Source organism: Rhodococcus sp. IEGM1428 (assembly GCF_050321865.1).
Lineage (GTDB): Bacteria > Actinomycetota > Actinomycetes > Mycobacteriales > Mycobacteriaceae > Rhodococcoides.
In genome coordinates this window covers 501,813-516,876 of the sequence record NZ_JBNQFW010000001.1, presented here as the reverse complement: position 1 = coordinate 516,876, position 15,064 = coordinate 501,813, and the positions used below count along the sequence as shown (strand labels likewise).

Genomic DNA, 15,064 nt, shown 5'->3' with positions numbered 1-15,064 from the left:
TGCCGGGTTCCGGCAAAGAAATCCGACGAAACATGTCCGCAAAACAACCCTGCCTGCATGAACCTGAACAGTCACACTGGAGTAGTCGCGGTCGGACCCACCAGGCGTGGGGCCCCGCGGAAAGACCCACGATTCCCGTCGAGCAGAACGCTCGGCCAGAACGCCACCGGGATCATACGAACGAGAACGCAAGGAGCATGTGACAGATGTCGTCATTGGTACAGAAGTTGACCACATTCGCTCGCAGCCCACAGGGCAAGAAGATGGTCGATCAGGCACGTAGATACGCAACCAAGCCGGAGAATCAGGCGAAGTTGAAGCAACTCGGTAGCAAATTCAGCGGTAAGGGTGGTCGTCCATGAACGTCGTTCCGTGGTGGGCGTGGGCGGCTTTCGGTGCCGTCGTCCTCATCCTGCTGGCAATAGACCTGCTTGCGCACCGCGGTGCCCACATCATCGGCTTCAAGGAGGCCGCGTGGTGGAGCGCTCTGTGGGTCGGCGTGGCCATCATCTTCGGTATCGTCGTGTTCTTCACGCTCGGCACGACTGCCGGCGTGGAATACACCACGGCGTGGTTGCTGGAGAAGAGTCTGTCCGTCGACAACCTGTTCGTCTTCGCGCTGATCTTCGGCTACTTCAAGGTTCCCCGTGAGTACCAGCACCGCGTGCTGTTCTTCGGTGTCATCGGCGCCCTGGTCTTCCGTGCCATCTTCCTGGCCGCCGGTGTGGCCATCGTCAGCAAGTTCGCGGCCGTTCTGTTCGTCTTCGCAGCCATCCTGCTCTACAGCGCTTACAAGCTGATGAAGGACGAGGACGACTCGTACGACCCCGGCACCTCCATCGCAGTGCGCTTGCTCAAGAAGATCGTCCCCGTTCAGGACGAGTACTCCGGTACCAAGTTCTTCGTCAAGGAAGCAGGCAAGCGGGTGGCCACGCCGCTGCTCGCCGTCGTGGTAGCGATCGAGGCCGCCGACCTGGTGTTCGCAGTCGACAGCGTTCCCGCTGTTCTGGCCGTGACCGACGACCCGTTCATCGTGTACTCCTCGAACGCGTTCGCCATCCTCGGACTGCGTGCCCTGTACTTCTTGCTCGCAGGGTTGCTCGAGAAGTTCCACTACCTGTCCAAGGGTCTGGCAATCATCCTCGCCTTCATCGGCGTCAAGCTGATTCTCCAGGCCGGACACAAGGTGATCAGCACGTCGATCCCCGAGATCCCGTCTCTGGTCAGCCTGGTGGTCATCATCGTGGTCCTGGCAGGCTCGATCATCCTGAGCCTGAAGAATCCCCCGGAGGAAGACAGCGCCGACGCGATCGACAAGGCCGCGGCCGACAGCCCTATCGTCGACCCGACGGACGGAACATCCACCGCCGGCTCCTCGTCGACGGGAACGTCGGGTACGGATTCACCGAGACTCGACAAGTCCTAGCACCGCACGACACATGCCCCGCCGATCAGTTCGGCGGGGCATGTTTGTGTTCCGGGGCGTTGGGGCAAACACTGATCATGGCTGAAAAGAACTCGTACACCGTTCCCGGACTCACCTCGGAAAAGGGCGCGCGCGTCGCCGAGATCTTGCAAGATCGACTGAACGCGTACAACGACCTACACCTGACGCTCAAGCACATTCACTGGAATGTCGTCGGACCCAACTTCATCTCGGTGCACGAGATGCTCGACCCGCAGGTCGAGGCAGTTCGCGGTTTCGCGGACGACGTCGCCGAGCGCATCGCAACCCTGGGCTCCTCGGCCAAGGGCACGCCCGGCACCATCGTCTCCGAACGTAGCTGGGACGACTACTCGATCGGACGCGCAACGGCCATCGAGCACCTCGGAGCTCTCGATCTGGTCTACACCGGCGTCATCGAGACCACTCGTAAGAACATCGACGAGGTCGGCGAGATCGACCCCATCACCGAGGACATGCTCATCGGCCAAAGCGCCCAGCTCGAACTGTTCCACTGGTTCGTTCGCGCGCACCTGGAGAACTCCGGCGGGCAGCTGTCCACCGCGAGCGCAACCAGCGAGGTCGACGCGGCAATTCAAGCAGGCTAGACCTCCTCGACACCAGCACCGACCTCGCCGTGAGCGGCGAGGTCGGTGCTTTTCGTCCGAGTGCAGTCAGTCGGTCGGCCTGGCCTCGTGCCCGCGGCGGCCATGGGTACGACGCTGCTCCTTCATCTCTGCCTCGAAGACGTGGCGGCGACCGTCGAGCAGTTCGTCTCGCACCGCCCGCTCGTGTTCGCGCAGCGGACTCCAGTAGCCGTCGTCGAATTCCTCGACGAGCTGGAACGTCCAGCGTCCGGGTGCGATGTTCCTGCCGATCATGTCGTCGCCGATTCGCAGTGCGATCGCATCGTGATCTGCTTCGGCGAGTGCCTCGACGGCTTCTCCGAGCAGCAGGTCGGAGTGACCCATCAGTTGATGGAACGAATAGAGGTGCCCGCGGGCCCGCTCGGCGCACTCGAGCGCCTCGGACATCTTGCCCACCGCGGCCACGGTCGCGTCGTTCACACCGCTCGGACGCCGATGCTCCGGAGACGGTGTCTCGTGGGCGGGCTTGGCGTCGCTGTCTGAGTTCATGGTCGACGGTTACCCGGATCGCATCCGTACAACCGCACCCACAACGGGGATTACCGCGTCCGATCGTGGGTATAGCTCTCTGCGAACAGGTAGGACAATCTATTTCGAGGAGTTCACATGGCTGATTTCATCGACAAGGCAAAGCACAAGGCCGAAGAGCTGGTGGGCGAAGCCAAGGAAAAGATCGGCCACAAGACCGACAACGACGATCTTGCTGCCGAAGGCGCAAAGGATCAGGCTTCGGGTAAGACCAAGCAGGTCGGCGACGACGTCTCCGACGCTGCAGGCAACATCAAGGACAAGTTCACGAACTGACTTCGTGTTCGGACGACCGAGGACCCCGCATCTCGAGCTGTTCGAGATGCGGGGTCCTCGGTCTGTGCGCGATCGACGGCGTCAGATCTGCGGATTCGGGAGCGGCATCGGCCGGCCGAACAGCCAGCCCTGCCCCAGGGTCGCGCCCAATGCCATTGCACGACGCAGATGCCGACGAGTCTCGATTCCTTCCGCCAACAGAGTTGCGTCGCTCGTGCGCAGGTAATCTCGCACCTGCCGCATCGCAGTACGCGATCGGTACGGCGACCGGACGATCGACGCGTCGAGTTTGACGATGTCCGGCGCGACCGACGCCAGCAGACCGAGTGTCGCCGGGGTCGCACCCACGTCGTCCATCGCCACCGACATCCCGCGTGCGCGAGCACCTCGAACCAGCGCCATCAGCATCGGTACGTTTCGATCGAGGTCTCGCTCGGTGATCTCGAGGACCACGTCGAGATCGTTGCCGATCGCATCGAGGTGGGTGTCGACATCCCGTTCGTCGATGAAGCAGCCCGGCTCGATGTTGAGGAAGAATCGCACTCTGCGTGCGTACGCACGCTCACGAGCCGCCCGCAACGCGGCCGCGCGACATGCGACGTCCACACGGCCCACCATGCCGCGCTCGCGAGCGAGGGCGAACACGGCCTCGGGAACGGCCAGGCTGGGAGAGGGCCACCTGGCGAGCGCCTCGTATCCGACGACAGCCCCGGTCGACAGTTCGACGACGGGCTGAAACATCGCAGCGACCGACTCGATCGAATCGAGCGCCGCCGATGCTGCCAGCACCGCGCCGTCCGACACGGTCACGATATTCGCTCGTCCACCGGAGCGCGGCGTGCCTCGAGGCGGTCGGCGATCAGAGCCGCGTGCAGTCGGCGCAATCCCGACGGCTTCATCGGATCCAGCCCGGTGAGCTGCTCCACGCGCTTGAGTCGGTAGTCGACCGTGTTGGGGTGCACCGTGAGCCAGGTGGCCGTCTTCTTTCGGTTGGAGTCCGATTCGACGAAGGCCTGCAGCGTCGGCAACAGATCGACCGAATCGCGTAGCGGATCGATCAACGTCACGAGGTGCTTGCGGCCCAGACCCGGCCTGCTCACCTGATACTCGAACACCAGATCCGCAATCCGATACGTTCCCGGTGAGTATCGCAGCCGACGAACGAGACTCAGCAACTCGTACAGATGCGGTGCGGTAGCAGCGATGTCGTCGATCGCTGCCGACGCAGTGGTCGCGGTAACGGCTATCTGCCCGCCGTCAGTGAAACGACCGACCAGTTCGTCGACGTCGACACCGGGTATGTCGGGGAGCAGAACGGTTCCACCGGTAGCGCTGACGGATGCGATCGGCGCACAGTCCGCGTCCAACGTCGCCAGCGCACCATGGATTCTGCGCAGTTTGCGGGCTGCCATCATGCCGGCGTCACCTCTGCGGGCACCTTCGTCGGCGTGGGCCGGGAAGTGCAGAGCCACCACGTGATAGTCCTCCGCGAGCAGTGCGCCCATTCGATCGGCGATCTTGCGGGCCGTCCCGTCGCCGGTCAGCAGCGCGTCGAGCAGTTCCGCGTCGTGGCGGGGACCGTTCTGCGTCAGTGTGCGAAATTCCGCGAGGTAGGCATCGGAGACGGATTCGGTGACTGCGTCGAGGAGCTCCATGATCAGTACGGTGCCGTCGACCATCGGAGCATCGGCGTTCTCTTCGACCGAGCGTGGGGCAGTACGCAAACCCAGTGCGCAGCCCTCGTTTATCGCGTGCTGGATCCGTCCGAGCGGGACACCGTCGCGGGCCCACCTGGTTGCGGCATCACGAAAGATGTCCATCGCACCCGCGATCGGTAGACGGCCGGATTCCAGGACCCCCGTTGCCAGTTCGCAACAGGTGGTCGTCATGTCGTCGAGCTCACCGCGAGCACAGTCCCGGGGCGGTGGAGTGTCCTCCGGTTCCCCGATGTCCTGATCCAACATCCGGGCTGCCGTCTCTCGCGGTGTCCGCAAGCGATCGGATGCACGTCGCCCGCCCACGTAATCCTCCTGTGGCACGCGCACGCTCTCTGTCATGGTCACCCGACTCCACCCCTCGCACTCGAAACCTGTCACAGGTTTGTCTGTCGTATCGGCTCGGCACCCACCTGCTGCGGCATCGACCTCGTGCGTCGCTCTCTACCGCGCCCGCTGAACCACGAACGAAGAAGCGAACACACGAACCGTAGAACAATAATCAAACCTACGGATTGTTTTCGCCAACATATCCGGCATCGCATCCTGAATCGAGGTGGCCCACGTCACTTGTGATGTCACCTCACAAATGACGCAGCGGTTACGGGCAGATTCCAAACGCCAGGCCGGAGGCCGTAATCGACGGAAATCCGCGCCTACTGTTCCGGCTTGTCCATCAACCCTCGTCGAAAGTCAGGCTCCATGACCACTTCTCGGTCCACTTTCCGCGCAACACGGAAAGCCACCACTGTGCGCGCTGCAATGATCGCGGCAATGGCGTGCTCGCTTGCCCTCGGTACCGGCTCGGCAGCACTTGCCGCTCCCGCCGCTCCCGCTCCGCCCGCCACCGTGCAGGGCGAGGACGTCATCCCGCCCGCACCGACCGAGGCATCACCCAAGGCCTCCGACCAGGGCATCGTTCCTCCGAGTCTCGACTCCGCTCTTCCGGCGACCAGCACCTACGATCCGAAGACCGAGACGAAGGGCTACGGACCGGTATTCACCAACTTCCTCGCCGGCTTCCTGTACAGCGTCGTCAATCCCGACGTGGCACCGCAGGGGGCCAACGACTGGAACTGCAAGCCTTCGGCAGCGCATCCGCGACCGGTTGTCCTGTTGCACGGCACCTGGGAGAACGCGTTCAACAACTTCGCTCGGATGTCGCCTGCGCTGAAGAAGGAGGGCTACTGCGTCTTCGCCCTGAACTACGGTGACACGGACTCCAGCGCCATCGGTCACATCAAGTCGCTGCGCGGCACGGACTCCGTCGCTTCGAGCGCCAAGGAAATCGCGACCTACATCGACGCAGTGCGGGCCGCTACCGGCTCCGCTCAGGTCGACATCGTCGGTCACTCTCAGGGTGGACTCGTCACCCGTCAGTACCTTCGCTTCGAGGGCGGAGCCAACCTGGCCGATCCCACCAAGAACAAGGTGAACACCGTCGTCAGCGTCGCCGGCTCGAACCACGGCACCACGCTGGTCGGAATCGGTACGCTCGGTCGCACCATCAACAATCTGGGTCTGAACGTGCTCGGCGTCGTCGGTGCCATCGCCGGCCCCGCTGCCTCCGACCAGGTCATCGACTCTCCGCTGGTCAAGGCACTGGCTGTGGGCGGTGACACCGACCCCGGTATCAAGTACACCGTGATCGGCACCAAGTACGACGAGGTCGTCACCCCCTACAAGACGACGTTCCTCACCGCAGGCCCCGGTGCCACGGTCAACAACGTCACCCTGCAGGACGGCTGCGGAATCGATCTGTCCGACCACCTGTCGATCTCCGTCTCGGAGCGCGCGATCGGAATCGTGAAGAACGCACTGGATCCGAAGGGCTTCCCCACGAAGTCGATCCCGTGCGCGTACAACTCCCCCATCACCGGCGGCTAGTCACCCCGCTCAGCACTCACCGATGAGGACGATCGGCCGTACGGTCGATCGTCCTCATTGCTGTGCGGGCCTCCATCCCAGGGCCGGACCCAGCTCGAGTGCCATGTCGGTGAGGATCTGTACGTAGTCCTCGTGGTCGAAGCTGAACGGCAGAGCGAACGCCACCTCGTCCACCTCACGAAACGACTTGTTGGCATACAGCTGCTCGGCAATGTCATCCGAGGTACCGACCACGTCGGGTGCGAACATCATCCGCGCCGGACCCTGCGGCTCGTGCGTGCGCGCCGATCGGTTCCGCGCATACTCCTCGTACTTGGCGACCTGAGTAGCACTGGCGTTGTCGGTCGGAATCACGACCAGTCCCTGCGACACCCTCGCATCGCGCCCTGCCGGGTGGAACTGCCGAAACGTGCGGATGTGCGAGAGCTGAATCTCGTCGAACTCGGTCGACTCCTCGGCACGTACCACGCTGCTCACCAGAAGATTCATCTCGTTCTCACCGGCCCACTGCGCCGACCGAAGGCTTGCGCCGCCGTACCACATCCGATTCCGCAGACCTGGCGAATGCGGTTGCACTCGATCGGAGTACGACTCGATCCCCTCGGTTCCCGACCAGCTCGACGCCGGCTCACCCGCAACGAATCCGAGCAACCTCGATACCCGTCCGTACCCGAAATCCTCCTCGTTCGCGGTGTCGGGATACAACGAATTCCGAATGCGATCGAACTGCATCGGTGGACCCACACTGACGCCGGGATTGATCCGTCCTCCCGAGAGCACATCGACCGTCGCGAGATCCTCGGCCAAGCGCAGTGGATTCTCCCAACCCAACGGTGTCACCGCCGTACCGAGTGCTATCCGGTCGGTCCGCTGTGACGCCGCAGCCATCACCGCGATGGGTGACGAGATTCCGTACTGAAGATGTCGGTGGCGAAGCCACGCACTGTCGAATCCCAGCCGCTCGCCGAGTTCGATGATGCTCAACGTCGATTCGTGCCCTCGCGCGGGATCGTCTTCGTCGAACAACCCGATCGTGAGGAAGCCGAGCGAGCGCAGCGGCTGAGAAGGCTGGGGCACTGGGTTACTCCTCGGTCCGAATGTTCGACCAGCCTAACCGACGTGACCGGATGTGCGCCGAATCCCGGAGTCGCCGAACTCGATGAGACCGCGGGCCGCGAACGCGTCGAGCCAACCGACCATCGGCCACCGACCCCATCGATCGAAGAACCTACGCGCGTTGGCAACGATGTCGTCGAGATGCTCCACCGGAGGATCGGAGACCGGATGCCACTGGTGATACGCATGCGCCCCGCCCACCCACCGCAACCCCATGCCCGACGCCACCGCGGTGGCTCCGAAATCGGTGTCCTCGCCGCCGTAGCCGGTGTAGTCCTCCCAGAAACCACCCAGTTCGGTCCAGGTCTGTGTGGTGACGGCGAAGGACAGCGACCAGAAGAGGTCGAAGTTGTCCCCGTGTGCGACGGTTCCGGCCGGCGGATTCGGGCGCGCCGGATGCGGCGCGGTCAGTGCCGCCAGAGCCGGACCCTCGGTACCGACGTCACGTTCTTTCAGGTAGGTCACCGGACCGCACAGCAAGGATCGTTCGTTACCCGGAGCGGCTGCCGCACAACGGTATCGCTCCAACAATTCCGGCCCCGGGATGCAGTCGACGTCGAGGAACACCAACAACTCCGCGCCGCGGTCGACCGCAGCAGCAGCGCCGAGGTTGCGCGCACGGGCCAGCGGTAGCGCGTTCTCCACAGGGATCTCGAGACATGTGGCGGCCGAACCGGTCCGGGTCAGTACGTCGGCAATTGCGTCGTCTCCCATGGACACGACGATGTGGTCGACCTGTTCCGCGGTGGTCCGTCGCAGACCGCGCACCTGAGCGCGCAGGTGCTCGTGTCGCCCGGCCACCACGGTGACGACCGCGATCTTCACTGCCGACTCCGTCGAGGAACGGACTGCTCGATGGCCCGGGCGGCTCTCTCAGGGGCACCATCGGTGCGCAGTGCCGACCACCGGGCACCCCCGAGATCGAGGGCGCGATCCGCTGCGGCATGCCACCGGGCTACGGACGGCCATGTGTCGAGCACCTCGGCGATCGAGCCGTCGGCCAGGGCCCGTCCGGTGGCCGACTGCTCGCCGAAGGGCCGGACCTGCGGCACGACGACGGCGGGCGCACCGGACGCGGCGACGTCGGCGACGGCGTTCTGCCCGGCGTGTGTGACGACGAGAGCGGCCGAACACAGCACCGGCCACACGTCGTCGATCCACTCTCCGCCGGCGACGCCGAGGGCGCGAAACTCGAAGCGGTCGTCCACCGCGGACCACGAGTTCACCAGATCGCGGGTGAGCGACGTACCGCCTGCCGCACCCAACACCACAACCGTCGGATCGCCCGAACGCGAGGTTCGCTCGCGTCCGGCGAATCGACTGATCGATCCCGAGAACGTCGTCTTGTCCGCGTAGGGCAGCAGCCAACCGGGGTCGTAGACCTCGCGTGACCACGGCGCGAGGATGTGTGTCGCTGCTCGGTAGGCGAGACCATGGATCGGATCGGTGCGCTCCCCCGGGATTGCCATGACGATCACCCGAACTCCCATGAGACGCAGGAACATCGCCACTTCCACCGACACGTCCACCACTACCGCCGACGGTTTCTCACGCGCCACCCACTGCGCGACGATCGCCATCCGCTCGGTCAGACCGTCCACGTCGTGCGGTGCCCAGTGCAGCACTCCGCCGGCCGAACCATCCTGTGCCACAACGTCTGTGGACTCGTCCACATCGAAGGGTAGCGAGAGCCACTCCGCCGCCGCATGCCCTGGAGGTCGAGGCCTCGAGGACAGAACGGTCATCGGTTCCGACATCGAGCGTGCGATGGCGTCGGCACGGGTGACATGACCGACCCCGTGATGATGCGCGTAATAGCCGATCATGCGATCGCGAGCCGATCGTCGACCGGGTCTGCGACCGCCTGGAGCGTCGAGCGGTACAGGGCCTCGTACTCGTCGACCATCCGATCCATCGAGCACACCGCTTCGGCGCGTGCCCTGACGTCGCTTCTCTTCAGAGCAGCGGCCCGAGGGATCGCCGCGGCGAGGCCCTGAACATCGTCGGCCGGTACGAGTACGCCCGACGACGAGTCGACGATCTCCGGAATGCCGCCTCGTGCGAACGCGGCGACGGGAGTACCGCAGGCCAGCGCTTCCGCCACCACCAGGCCGTACGGCTCGGACCACACCGGCGACACCAACGCGACCTCGGCGCCGGCCACCAACGCCGCCAACGCTGGCTGGTCGAGGTGACCGACGTAGCGAATGTCCTCGTCGAGCAACGGTTCGACGACGTCGTGGAAGTAGTCGAGGTTACTCAGCGGACCCGCGATGCGCAGCGAGCGTCCTGCTTGCTTCGCAGCGGCGATGGCCAGGTGCAGCCCTTTCTCCGGAACGACCCGGCCGGACCACACCACGTAATCGCCACCACTGCCGAAGGGCCACTCCTCCAAGGAAATTCCGTTACGGATGACTACGGTGCCGGTAGTGACATCGGCCCATTGCGAGGCTGCGAACTCACTGACCGCGGCAAAAGTGTTGGCCCCGGCAGGGGCCAGCGCAACGGCCGACTCCAACCATGCGAACGGCGGTGTGTGCAGAGTCGTCACCATCGGCACCGACAACGTCGAGGACATGGCCAGCGGCAGGTAATGCAGGCTGTGGTTGTGCACGATGTCGAACGACTCGGACAACGTCCCTGCCAGTTCCATCATGACCGCAAGATAGGCGTGGTGTTCGCGAATCGCGGTCGGAGTGATCGCGACGTCGGCAATGGATATCGGCGTCAGATCCAGTGTTCGGACCGGCAGCAGCGTCGCGTCCAGATCGACGCTCGAGCCGTCCGCTGCGAACAAACTCACCCGGTGCCCGCGCTCGGTGAGCGCACGCACCAGGTTGTAGACATGTGCCTCCAGACCGCCCGCGAAAGGCTGGGCCACCGGAAAACTCGATGACGCCAGCACCGCGATGCGAAGTGGGTTCTCGTTCAACGCATCTCCTTTGTCACTGCTGAATAGATTGCTGCGTGGGTTTCTGCGATCGTTCGTCTCTGCTTCGCTCGGACGTCGGGATCGAGTGCGGGCGTTCGATCGTCGTGCGCTGCCTGCACGGCCGCAACGAGGCCGGCCGCATCGAAAGAATCGATTCCCATTCGGAAGCTGTGCACCGGGGCTTGGTCTGCATAGAAGCCACAGTCCGACGCGACCACGGCCGTCCCGAGATCGCGGCACGCCTCCAGCCAGCCCGAGTGGGTGCCGAATCGATACGGCAGCAAGGACACGTCGATCTCGGTGAGATAGTTCCAGAGCGCATCGTCGTCGAACCGCTGGTGCACCCGCACATCGACATCGGGAAACGTGTTGTAATCCAACAGCTTTGCGCCGACCGTGGGACTGTACCAGTGGCTCGTGGACTCGAAGACATCCTGGTCGATATCCAACCGAACCGTCGCGTCGGGCAGCGATCTCGCGGCCTCGATCACCGCGTCCATCACCGCCAGCGGGTCCATGTTGGATCGTAGGTTCTTGGCGTGGACACCGATGACGAACGAGTCCGACCGGGGGCGGGCACAGTTCATTCGCTCGAGCGGCACCACGTGAGGGTGCTCCACCACACTCGCGCGCACCCCCCACCGGTCGTGGATCCAGGCGGCCGCACCCTCGGTCAGGGTGATCACCGCATCGGCCCCGCAAACCAGGACGTCCAGTTGCCGCAGATGTTCGGTGTTGTCGGCGACATGGGGATTGTGCAGATCGTGGACGGTCAGCACCAACGCCTGACGGTGGGCACGTAGGTGTTCGACGGTGCGAGCGAGCTCCTCGGGACCGAAGGACTCGAACCCGAAATGCACGTGCAGAACGTCGAACTGGACGTCGGTCTGCTCGGCGAGCCACTGTGCATCGAGCAGCCGCGGCGGCCACCACTGCCCGGGCACATCCACGCGGACCGGTGGAGGGTCGGGTAGCAACGTGACGGACTCGAGGGTGGATGTCGCACCGTCGCCGAGCACCGGCTGCAGGTGCTGAACGTAGACGTGCGAGGACGGAACCGAGGCAACACGAATCATGACATCCTTCGGGTACAGGCAGGGCAATCGTGCCTGGTCCCGACACGCGATACGTGTCCAGTACCCACTTTCTTCCGGGTTCAATCGGGGTTGGCGCAGCAGGTCTTCCGGGGTTACGTTGACGAGGAAATGGTCCACTACGAACGAGCACACGACGTCGGGGCAAGCATGGACGGGCGCACCCGCCACTACGGCGAATTCTACGAAGTAGCCGAACGACAACAGGGCCGTGACGCCCCTGAACACGACGACCGGCCGCTCCTTCTGGTCTGGGGAAATTGTCAGGCCGAGGCACTGCGTATTCTCCTCGATTCCGATCCGGCCATGCCGCTGCGGACGGTGCGCGTACCACCCGTCCACGAGCTCGAGTCCTCGGACTTGCCCTATGTCGACCGGCTCGTGCGCCAGGCGTCGGTCCTTCTCACGCAACCAGTTCGGGCCGGCTATCGTTCGCTACCGCTCGGGGTACCCGATCTTGCCGAGATCCTGCCGCCCGACGCCACCGTCGTGCGATGGCCGGTGCTCAGATATGCAGGGCTGCATCCCTTTCAGGTGATCGTTCGACATCCGAGCGATCCTGCCGCCGTTCCGAGCCTGGTGCCGTACCACGACCTGCGCACGATACTTGCCGCTGAGAGCGGACTCGGAGAAGACGACGACTGGGACCGCTCCGTCTCGGACGACGGTCTCCGACACGCAGCCGAGTCGAGCCTCGACGAGTTGCGTCGGCGCGAGAGGCGAGATACCGACATCGCAGCGTCCGACCTGTTCGCCGATGCCGGGCGCGCTGCCACCCACACGATCAATCATGCGACCAATGTGGTGTTGACTGCGCTGGCGCAGCGGATTCTTGACCAGCTCGGCACCGGCTGCACCGCCGCGGATCCGGGCCGCGAATTGCTCGGTGGCGTCCGAGCACCGGTCGAGCGACGAGTACTCGACGCACTCGGTCTCGACGGCGATCCACGGCCCGAGTGGACGGTGGACGGCACACCGCATTCATCGAGTTCGGTGCACCGTGCCCATCTGCGTTGGTATGCAGCTCATCCAGAATTCGTCGGTGCGGCGCTGCAGCGGCACTCGGAACTGATTCGCATCCTGGAGCTGGTGCCGTGACCCAGCATGTGCACCATCTGGTCATCGGCCCTCCTGAGCACGGAGTGACTCGTTGCGCGCGCGAAATGGCCTCTGCGACAGCCAGTCCGGTGATCCCGAGCTTCGAAGATCTGCCCGTCGACATTCCGATACACGTGCATTTCACCGACCGGCTGTTCGGCCGAACCGCGGGTGAGGCCGCAGACGTCTTCGTCTCCGCGGTGGAGCGGCACCGAGCTCCGATCACCGTCACACTGCACGACATCCCGCAGGCCTCGGATGGAACCGCATTCGAAGCGCGAACGACATGCTATCGGCGGGTAATGGACTGCGTGTCTGCAGTCGTCGTCTCCAGCATGCACGAGCGGCTGCTGCTCGACGACGTAGCGCACGACCGAATCGGCACTCGCGTCATTCCCCTGCCGATCCACAGTGCTACAGCAGAACCCGGACCGCGCGACGCCATGCGCAACGTCGTCGGCGTACTGGGGTTCGTGTACCCGGGCAAGGGGCACGAGGAAGTACTGCAGGCCATGAGATCTCTCGACACTGCTGTCGACCTGCTGTCGATCGGATCCGCGTCGCCGGGCCACGAGACCATGATCGACGAACTCGCCTGTGCCGCGGTTCGACTCGGCCGTTCGTTCGACTCCACCGGTTTCGTTCCCGACGCCGACCTCGACGAACTCCTTCGGTCGATCGCGATACCCGTCGCGTTCCACCGGCACCTGTCGGCATCCGGTTCGATCAACTCCTGGATCGCGGCAGGCCGCAGGCCGCTGGTCCCCCGCGGTCGGTACGTGGAGGAGATCGAGGCCAATTCTCCGGGGACACTCTGGATCCACGAGAACTCCGTCGACGGCCTCGCAGCCGCCATGATCGAGGCGCTGGAACAACCCGAAAAGACCTGGCAGCAACCCGGCGTGGTTCCTTATCCGACACTCCAGCAGGCAGCGACGCTGTACTCCGCATTGTTTCGCGAACAGAGCGTGCCGACGGCGCAGCAGCTGCCCGATGGCCGCTGGGTGGTACCGGGCAATCGGTGGGACCTGTTACCACCCGCCGACCGGAACCCGTCGGTGTCGGTGGTGATTCCGTACTTCGAGCAACAACGCCGGTTGGAGTTGGTTCTGACCGCGCTCACCGCACAGACGTATCCGGCCTCTCGCATCCAGGTGATCGTCGCCGACGACGGGTCCCCCGTCGCGCCCGACGTCGGGGCCTTTCGTTCCGCGCTCGATATCACCGTCGTACGACAGCCCGATCTCGGGTTTCGTGCGGCAGCGGCCCGCAATCTCGGCGCGTCGGCCGCCCATGGTGAGATTCTCTGTTTTCTCGACGCGGACACCGTTCCCGAGCCCGGGTACATCGCGGAATCGGCCCAGCTGCTCGCGGCCCTGCCCGACGCCCTCGCCGTGGGACGTCGACGCCACGCCGATATGGAGGGCTGGACCTCGAGGGACGTGGTGGAGTGGCTCGGCGGGCGATCGGCCGGACCGCCCGAGTTGACGGAACCGCTCTGGCTCCGAGACGGATATGCGCACTCGCGTGACTTGCTCGACGCCGATCGACGCTCGTACCGGTACATCATCAGCGCAGTCATGTCGTGTACCCGGCAGCTCTTCACGGAGATCGGCGGGTTCGACGAGACCATCGTCGGATACGGCGGAGAGGACTGGGATTTCGCGCACCGCGCCTACGACGCCGGAGCCGTCCTGGCACACCTGCCACGCGCAGTCGCTTGGCACGACGGGCCGGAATGGGCCGAGCGGACGGGCGGAGACCGCGAACGCAAGAACCTGGAGGCCATGATGTTGGCCTCGCGGATCACCGACCCGGCGGCTCGCACCCACGGTTTGGTCTACGCCGTGCCCGAGATCGTTGTGGTCGTGGATTCCGCAGGACACACCTCGGCGTCTCTGTTGCACACCGTCGGATCCGTTTTGCGCGAACGAGATTGCGTCGTATGGATTCACGGCACCGACGCAGCCGAGTTGCGACGGCCGTGGGGCGACGTCGATCCGCGAGTGAAACAGGGGCAACCGAGCGACACCGGCCGCAGCCACGCCGTTGTGCACGTACGCGGCCCGGTGCTGTTCGGCGAGCACGCTCTGCGTCGACTGCTCGCCACCGGGACCGATCGGATGACAGTGGACGTCGGGGGTACGGGAGTGGTCGAATTCAGCACTTCGCGGTCGAATGCACGTACGGCGCGGTGGGCAGCGGCCCTGGGGCGCACACCGGAGGACGTGGCCGACGCGTTGTTCGGCCACACGCACCGCACAGGTGTCGAATTCGGGTTGTCGATCGGCGAGCAGCAGCCGAACCTGGCCTGGTGACGGATAATG

Annotated in this window: 15 protein-coding genes; 7 read left to right on the top strand and 8 right to left on the bottom strand. The window is 64.5% G+C overall.

Annotated features, from left to right (window positions below; all coding sequences use genetic code 11):
- The first annotated feature begins 206 nt into the window (after positions 1-206).
- The 3 genes from ACQR3T_RS02600 to ACQR3T_RS02590 all read left to right on the top strand — a co-directional run bounded on the left by ACQR3T_RS02600 (position 207) and on the right by ACQR3T_RS02590 (position 2,052).
- Positions 207-362 (top strand): hypothetical protein, encoded by a 156-nt coding sequence (locus ACQR3T_RS02600; protein ID WP_196249065.1) that lies wholly within the window; start codon positions 207-209, stop codon positions 360-362.
- Positions 359-1,426: a TerC family protein gene (locus tag ACQR3T_RS02595; RefSeq protein ID WP_032376563.1), complete on the top strand. Its 1,068-nt coding sequence runs from the start codon at positions 359-361 to the stop codon at positions 1,424-1,426. Before ACQR3T_RS02600 ends, ACQR3T_RS02595 begins: the two co-directional genes overlap by 4 nt.
- Before the next feature lie 77 nt (positions 1,427-1,503).
- Positions 1,504-2,052 (top strand): Dps family protein, encoded by a 549-nt coding sequence (locus ACQR3T_RS02590; protein WP_032376562.1) that lies wholly within the window; start codon positions 1,504-1,506, stop codon positions 2,050-2,052.
- 66 nt (positions 2,053-2,118) lie between these two features.
- On the opposite strand, the gene ACQR3T_RS02585 is transcribed toward ACQR3T_RS02590, so the two are convergent.
- Positions 2,119-2,580 carry a hypothetical protein gene (locus tag ACQR3T_RS02585; protein WP_032376561.1) on the bottom strand — a complete coding sequence of 154 codons (462 nt, stop codon included), beginning with the start codon at positions 2,578-2,580 and terminating at the stop codon, positions 2,119-2,121.
- A 117-nt stretch (positions 2,581-2,697) separates the two neighbouring features.
- Between ACQR3T_RS02585 and ACQR3T_RS02580 the strand changes: the two genes are divergently transcribed.
- Positions 2,698-2,895 (top strand): CsbD family protein, encoded by a 198-nt coding sequence (locus ACQR3T_RS02580; RefSeq protein WP_027496220.1) that lies wholly within the window; start codon positions 2,698-2,700, stop codon positions 2,893-2,895.
- A gap of 81 nt (positions 2,896-2,976) precedes the next feature.
- Here ACQR3T_RS02580 and ACQR3T_RS02575 read toward each other — a convergent pair whose 3' ends face one another.
- Positions 2,977-3,705, bottom strand: a complete 729-nt coding sequence (locus ACQR3T_RS02575) for an EAL domain-containing protein (RefSeq protein WP_428692448.1) — start codon at positions 3,703-3,705, stop codon at positions 2,977-2,979.
- The gene (locus ACQR3T_RS02570) at positions 3,702-4,952 is read right to left on the bottom strand and encodes a PucR family transcriptional regulator (RefSeq protein WP_155293010.1); all 1,251 of its coding nucleotides are present in this window, start codon (positions 4,950-4,952) and stop codon (positions 3,702-3,704) included. Before ACQR3T_RS02570 ends, ACQR3T_RS02575 begins: the two co-directional genes overlap by 4 nt.
- A 360-nt stretch (positions 4,953-5,312) precedes the next feature.
- On the opposite strand from ACQR3T_RS02570, the gene ACQR3T_RS02565 reads away from it, so the two are divergent.
- Positions 5,313-6,497 (top strand): esterase/lipase family protein, encoded by a 1,185-nt coding sequence (locus tag ACQR3T_RS02565; protein WP_032404755.1) that lies wholly within the window; start codon positions 5,313-5,315, stop codon positions 6,495-6,497.
- A gap of 54 nt (positions 6,498-6,551) precedes the next feature.
- Here the strand turns inward: ACQR3T_RS02565 and ACQR3T_RS02560 are convergent, their stop codons facing one another.
- The 5 genes from ACQR3T_RS02560 to ACQR3T_RS02540 are packed head-to-tail and all read right to left on the bottom strand — an operon-like array spanning position 6,552 to position 11,621.
- The gene (locus tag ACQR3T_RS02560) at positions 6,552-7,574 is read right to left on the bottom strand and encodes an LLM class flavin-dependent oxidoreductase (protein WP_428692447.1); all 1,023 of its coding nucleotides are present in this window, start codon (positions 7,572-7,574) and stop codon (positions 6,552-6,554) included.
- 33 nt (positions 7,575-7,607) lie between these two features.
- Positions 7,608-8,438: a glycosyltransferase family 2 protein gene (locus ACQR3T_RS02555; RefSeq protein ID WP_428692446.1), complete on the bottom strand. Its 831-nt coding sequence runs from the start codon at positions 8,436-8,438 to the stop codon at positions 7,608-7,610.
- Positions 8,435-9,439 (bottom strand): glycosyltransferase, encoded by a 1,005-nt coding sequence (locus ACQR3T_RS02550; protein ID WP_032376557.1) that lies wholly within the window; start codon positions 9,437-9,439, stop codon positions 8,435-8,437. The genes ACQR3T_RS02555 and ACQR3T_RS02550 overlap by 4 nt, the downstream gene beginning before the upstream one ends.
- On the bottom strand, positions 9,436-10,545 hold the full coding sequence (locus ACQR3T_RS02545) for a glycosyltransferase (RefSeq protein ID WP_032376556.1): 1,110 nt from the start codon (positions 10,543-10,545) through the stop codon (positions 9,436-9,438). The genes ACQR3T_RS02550 and ACQR3T_RS02545 overlap by 4 nt, the downstream gene beginning before the upstream one ends.
- Entirely contained in the window at positions 10,542-11,621 is a 1,080-nt protein-coding gene (locus ACQR3T_RS02540) for a glycosyltransferase (RefSeq protein ID WP_032376555.1), read from the bottom strand. The genes ACQR3T_RS02545 and ACQR3T_RS02540 overlap by 4 nt, the downstream gene beginning before the upstream one ends.
- A 129-nt stretch (positions 11,622-11,750) precedes the next feature.
- Between ACQR3T_RS02540 and ACQR3T_RS02535 the strand changes: the two genes are divergently transcribed.
- Both ACQR3T_RS02535 and ACQR3T_RS02530 read left to right on the top strand, forming a co-directional pair.
- Positions 11,751-12,737, top strand: a complete 987-nt coding sequence (locus ACQR3T_RS02535; protein ID WP_080730435.1) for a WcbI family polysaccharide biosynthesis putative acetyltransferase — start codon at positions 11,751-11,753, stop codon at positions 12,735-12,737.
- Positions 12,734-15,055, top strand: coding sequence for a glycosyltransferase (locus ACQR3T_RS02530; protein WP_230594465.1), 2,322 nt, complete (start codon positions 12,734-12,736; stop codon positions 15,053-15,055). Before ACQR3T_RS02535 ends, ACQR3T_RS02530 begins: the two co-directional genes overlap by 4 nt.
- The last annotated feature ends 9 nt before the right edge of the window (positions 15,056-15,064 follow it).

Excerpts from the sequence above, each read along its gene's own strand:
- ACQR3T_RS02535 (WP_080730435.1), top strand. The coding sequence starts at position 11,751 with ATGGTCCACTACGAACGAGCACACGACGTCGGGGCAAGCATGGACGGG.
- ACQR3T_RS02565 (WP_032404755.1), top strand. The coding sequence starts at position 5,313 with ATGACCACTTCTCGGTCCACTTTCCGCGCAACACGGAAAGCCACCACT.
- ACQR3T_RS02590 (WP_032376562.1), top strand. The coding sequence starts at position 1,504 with ATGGCTGAAAAGAACTCGTACACCGTTCCCGGACTCACCTCGGAAAAG.
- ACQR3T_RS02580 (WP_027496220.1), top strand. The coding sequence starts at position 2,698 with ATGGCTGATTTCATCGACAAGGCAAAGCACAAGGCCGAAGAGCTGGTG.
- ACQR3T_RS02595 (WP_032376563.1), top strand. The coding sequence starts at position 359 with ATGAACGTCGTTCCGTGGTGGGCGTGGGCGGCTTTCGGTGCCGTCGTC.
- ACQR3T_RS02600 (WP_196249065.1), top strand. The coding sequence starts at position 207 with ATGTCGTCATTGGTACAGAAGTTGACCACATTCGCTCGCAGCCCACAG.
- ACQR3T_RS02585 (WP_032376561.1), bottom strand. The coding sequence starts at position 2,580 with ATGAACTCAGACAGCGACGCCAAGCCCGCCCACGAGACACCGTCTCCG.
- ACQR3T_RS02550 (WP_032376557.1), bottom strand. The coding sequence starts at position 9,439 with ATGATCGGCTATTACGCGCATCATCACGGGGTCGGTCATGTCACCCGT.
- ACQR3T_RS02570 (WP_155293010.1), bottom strand. The coding sequence starts at position 4,952 with ATGACAGAGAGCGTGCGCGTGCCACAGGAGGATTACGTGGGCGGGCGA.
- ACQR3T_RS02540 (WP_032376555.1), bottom strand. The coding sequence starts at position 11,621 with ATGATTCGTGTTGCCTCGGTTCCGTCCTCGCACGTCTACGTTCAGCAC.